The organism is Vitreimonas sp., from assembly GCF_036392335.1.
Lineage (GTDB): Bacteria > Pseudomonadota > Alphaproteobacteria > Caulobacterales > Aquidulcibacteraceae > Vitreimonas.
The window spans coordinates 1-4,229 of sequence record NZ_DASVYD010000006.1 but is presented as its reverse complement, the minus strand read 5'-3'; the positions used below and the strand labels follow the sequence as shown (position 1 = coordinate 4,229).

Here is a 4,229-nt window from a genome sequence, read left to right as displayed (position 1 = left end):
ACGCGCCGCTGCGCCGCCGCAGCAGCCTGCCGAACCTACGCCTGCATCGCCGCAGCCCGCGCCCGAACAGCCGGCGCCGCAAACGGGGCCGACGGAGTGAGCCTTTTCCGCGCGCCCAGCCGAGGCGCTTTGCGCGCCTGCGGTTTCGTTTTTGCCGTGGCGAGCGTGATCCTGCCGGCGCTGCCGCTCGGGCCGCTTTTCGCGCAGCCGCCGCTTCCGCTCGCGGTGTTGTGGGCGGCGTATGGTTGGGCGGCGGAAGACGAAAGCGGCTGGCGCGCGCCGCTGACGCTGACGGTGTTGGGTCTAGTGCATGATCAATTGGCGGGCGGGCCGTATGGCTTGTTCGTCGTGCTCTATCTGTCGGCCTATCTCATTGGACGCATCGCCTCCGCCGCGATGTCGGCTCCGAATCTGGTGTCGCTCTGGGGCGGCTTCATTGTGACGGCGTTATTCACCATCGGAGTCGCGTGGGTGGTCGCGCCGCTTGCACTCGGACGCAATGTTTCTGTTGCGCTCTACGCGGAAGCGGCGATCATCACCGCTATCCTGTTTCCGCTGGTGCGTCCGCTCTACATGAGCGCAACGGGCGCGCCGCGCATGCAGCCGGGAGGCCGGCGATGAGTAAGCGCGGTAAGACTGTCGGGTCGACGCTGCCGAAGCGCGACGTGAATGTCATTTTTTCGCGTCGGGCGGCGCTGCTGTCTTTCGTCGGCGCCGGCGTGCTCGGCACGATCCTGTTCCGCATGGCGCAATTGCAGGCGACCAACCTGATCAGCCGGGAATATTCCGCGGCCGCGGACGAGAACCGCTTCGACACGCGCATCATCGCGCCGCCGCGTGGCGTGATATACGATCGCTTTGGCACGGTGTTGGCGCAAACCAGCAAGGATTATCAGGTCTCGATCCTGCGCTCGGAGGTGGAAGACCTCGAGGAGGCGGTCGGACGCGTCGGCCAAATTCTCGGGCAAACCGCGGAATGGGCGCGGCGCGCGGTGATCAAGGTGCGCGGCGGCCAGCGCTATGAGCCGGTGCCGATCCTGGAAGGACTCACGTGGGAGCAGTTCAACGCGATCAATGTGCGCCTGCCCGAATTGCGCGGTGTGATCGCCAACTCGGCCGACGTGCGCGCTTATCCGTATGACATCGTTTACGGCCACCCGATCGGCTACGTGCAGAAACCGACGCAGCGCGACATCGACCGCGTGCTGGAGGATGGGTCGCCGGAGGGCGAGCGTCGCGCCACCTATTTGCGCAATCCGCATGTGCGGGTCGGCAAGGCGGGGCTTGAAGCCACCATGGAGCAGACGCTCCATGGCGAGGCCGGTTGGCGCAAAGTGATCGTCAATGCGCGCGGCGTCGAGATGGGGGAAGACGTCGAGGAGCGCAAAGAGCCGGTGCGCGGTTCTGGCGTCGTGCTCACGATCGACCATGAGCTACAGCGCACCGCGATGCAGAATTTCGGCGAGCACTCCGGCGCCGCGATCGTCATGGACATCTATAACGGCGACCTGTTGGTCATGGCCTCGGCGCCTGGGTTTGACCCCAACCTGTTCGTGAATGGCATCGGCCAAGCGGATTTCGATGCCTACAATCTCGATGAGAAAAAGCCGCTTTTCGACAAGGTTGTGACGGGCGTGTATCCGCCGGGCTCGACGTTCAAAATGATTGTCGGCATCGCGGCTAAGCAGGCGGGCGTCTCGGACGATTGGTCGGTGAGCTGCTCGGGCGCCTATCCGTATGGCGGTCGCACATTCCATTGCTGGGCGCGCGGCGGGCATGGACGCGTCAATCTACACAACGCAATCAAATGGTCGTGCGATGTGTATTTCTATCAGGCGGCCTTGCAGGCCGGCCCTGAACGCATCGCCGCGGTCGCGCGGCAATTTGGTTTGGGCGAACATTTCGATGTGAGTGTGCCGAACATTCGCAGCGGCCTCATCCCCGATCCCACTTGGTGGCGCGAGAACCGCAATGAAGGCTGGACCGGCGGTCTCACCTTGAACTACGGCATCGGACAGGGCGCGATGGGCGTGACTCCATTGCAGCTTGCGGTCATGGCGGCGCGCCTCGGCAATAACGGCTTGGCGGTGGCGCCGCGCCTGGTGCGCGAGGCGCCCGGCGTGGGAGAGCCGGCGCAGCCGCCGCACATGAACGGCGTTGAGGCCGAGTATCTCGCGCGGGTGCGCGACGGCATGTATGGCGTCTGTAATGAGCCAGGCGGCACGGCGTTGAGGGCCGGCAATTTGGAGCTGGTGCGTCACCCGGAGACGGGGGCGGCGGTCATGAAGACGCCGGAGAACAGCGCTTGGCAACCCGTGCAGATTGCCGGCAAGACCGGTACGGCGCAGGTGCGAGCGCTCGGCAACAATCGCGGGCGCCACTTTTCGACAATTGAATGGAAGTATCGCGATCACGCGCTCTTCTGCTGCTTCGGCCCCTGGCATGAGCCGCGCTACGCATGCGCCGTGGTGGTCGAGCATGGCGGCGCGGGTTCGGCGGTGGCGGGGCCCATCGCCAAGGAAGTGATGAAGGCGACGTTGCTGCGCGATCCCTCGCGGCGGCCCGCGGCGCGCTTGGCGCAACTCGAAGACAATCTGTCGAGGAACGCATGACCACCGCGAATGTGTTGTCCGGCGGCGGACCAAACACGATCTTCGATCGTTTCGCCAAGCTGAATTGGGGGATCATCACGATCCTCTGCGCGCTCGCCTTCATCGGCGTCTTGATGCACTTCTCGGTGTCATCCGGCGCGTGGACGGACATGCCCTTGTCGCATGGCCTGCGCTTCGCCGTGATGATGACCGGCGTGATCGTGGCGGCGGCCGTGCTTGACACGCGATTCTGGCTGGCGATCGCCTATCCGCTCTATGGCGGTGCGCTCCTGCTGCTGATCGCCGTGGAATTGTTCGGCGCCACGCGCATGGGTGCGCAACGTTGGCTCGATATCGGCCCGCTATCGCTGCAGCCGTCGGAACTGATGAAGATCGGCATCGTATTGGCGTTGGCGCGCTATTATCACCAGCTTGATGCGCGGCGCACAGGCACGGTGCTCTGGGTGATCCCGCCGTTCTTGATGATCGCTGCGCCGGTCGCGCTCGTGATGCACCAGCCGGATCTGGGCACATCCCTGATGATTTTATTCGCCGGCGTGTGCGTGATGTTTCTGGGCGGCCTGCTCTGGCGGATCATCGCAGCCGGCGCGATCGTCGCGGTGGGCGGCGCGATCTTCGCCTACACATCCATTCTGCATGAGTATCAGCGCGAACGCGTGAACGTGTTCCTTGGGATTACCGATGATCCGCTCGGCGCAGGGTATCACGTGCTGCAGTCGAAAATCGCGATCGGTTCGGCAGGATTGTTCGGACGCGGCTATTTGCAGGGCACGCAGAGCCAATTGGACTTTCTGCCGGAAAAACACACCGACTTTATCTTCACGATGATCGTCGAGGAATTTGGCTTGGTCGGCGGCGCTTTGGTGCTCGGATTGTTCGCGGCCCTCTTGGGCCTCACCATGCAAGTGGCGATGCGCGCGCGCTCGTTGTTCGGCAAGCTGGCGGCGAGCGGGGTCGCCGCCACTTTGGCCTGTTATGTGTTCATCAATACGGCGATGGTCATCGGGCTTGTGCCGGTCGTTGGCATTCCGCTGCCGCTCCTCTCGTTCGGCGGCACGGCGATGATGACGCTGCTGGCCGGTTTCGCGATCGTTCTGTCGGTGGATTTGCACCGCGATCAGCACGGCGCGCGGGGTTGGCTGTGGTGATCCCCTGAACCCGCGTTACGGGGGAGGGAAACTACCAGTTCGCTTTATCAATCATCCAATCCGTCGCGCGGATCAGCGAGTCGACGATGCCCGGCTCGAGCGAACTGTGGCCGGCGTCGGCGATGATTTCGAGCTCGGCTTCGGGCCAGGCCTTCTTCAAATCCCACGCATTGCTCATCGGCGTGCACATGTCGTAGCGGCCGTGCGCGATGCGGCAGGGGATTTGACGCATGCGCGCGGCGGCTTGCTGCAAAAGCCATCCGTCGGTTTCGAAGAAGCCGCGATTGACGAAGTAATGGTTTTCGATGCGCGCAAACGCTTCGACGAAGCGGTCCTCGTTGAACCGTGACGGCAGCGCGCTCGGTCCCGCAAACGAAATCGTCTCGCCCTCCCAGCGCGCCCAGGCGCGGGCAGCTTTCAGACGGGTCTCCCAATCGGGCGAGATGAGACGCTTGTGGAAGGCCTGGAG

At 64.0% G+C, this 4,229-nt stretch carries 3 protein-coding genes and 1 pseudogene; 3 read left to right on the top strand and 1 reads right to left on the bottom strand.

Translation table 11 applies throughout. The features are described from left to right. From VF769_RS01105 to rodA, 3 genes and pseudogenes are all read left to right on the top strand, one after another. A pseudogene (locus tag VF769_RS01105) lies at positions 1 to 621 on the top strand (hypothetical protein); the annotation flags it as partial. Beyond that, positions 618 to 2,612: a penicillin-binding protein 2 gene (gene mrdA / locus VF769_RS01100; protein ID WP_331006520.1), complete on the top strand. Its 1,995-nt coding sequence runs from the start codon at positions 618 to 620 to the stop codon at positions 2,610 to 2,612. The pseudogene VF769_RS01105 and the gene mrdA, both read left to right, overlap by 4 nt. Beyond that, positions 2,609 to 3,760: a rod shape-determining protein RodA gene (gene rodA, locus VF769_RS01095; protein WP_331006519.1), complete on the top strand. Its 1,152-nt coding sequence runs from the start codon at positions 2,609 to 2,611 to the stop codon at positions 3,758 to 3,760. The genes mrdA and rodA overlap by 4 nt, the downstream gene beginning before the upstream one ends. A gap of 31 nt (positions 3,761 to 3,791) precedes the next feature. Here the strand turns inward: rodA and VF769_RS01090 are convergent. Further along, positions 3,792 to 4,229, bottom strand: a 438-nt coding sequence (locus VF769_RS01090; RefSeq protein WP_331006518.1) for an alpha/beta fold hydrolase, incomplete at its 5' end; no start/stop codon positions are given.

Bases quoted from the DNA above. Each gene is read 5' to 3' on its own strand.
- mrdA (WP_331006520.1), top strand. From the start codon at position 618: ATGAGTAAGCGCGGTAAGACTGTCGGGTCGACGCTGCCGAAGCGCGAC.
- rodA (WP_331006519.1), top strand. From the start codon at position 2,609: ATGACCACCGCGAATGTGTTGTCCGGCGGCGGACCAAACACGATCTTC.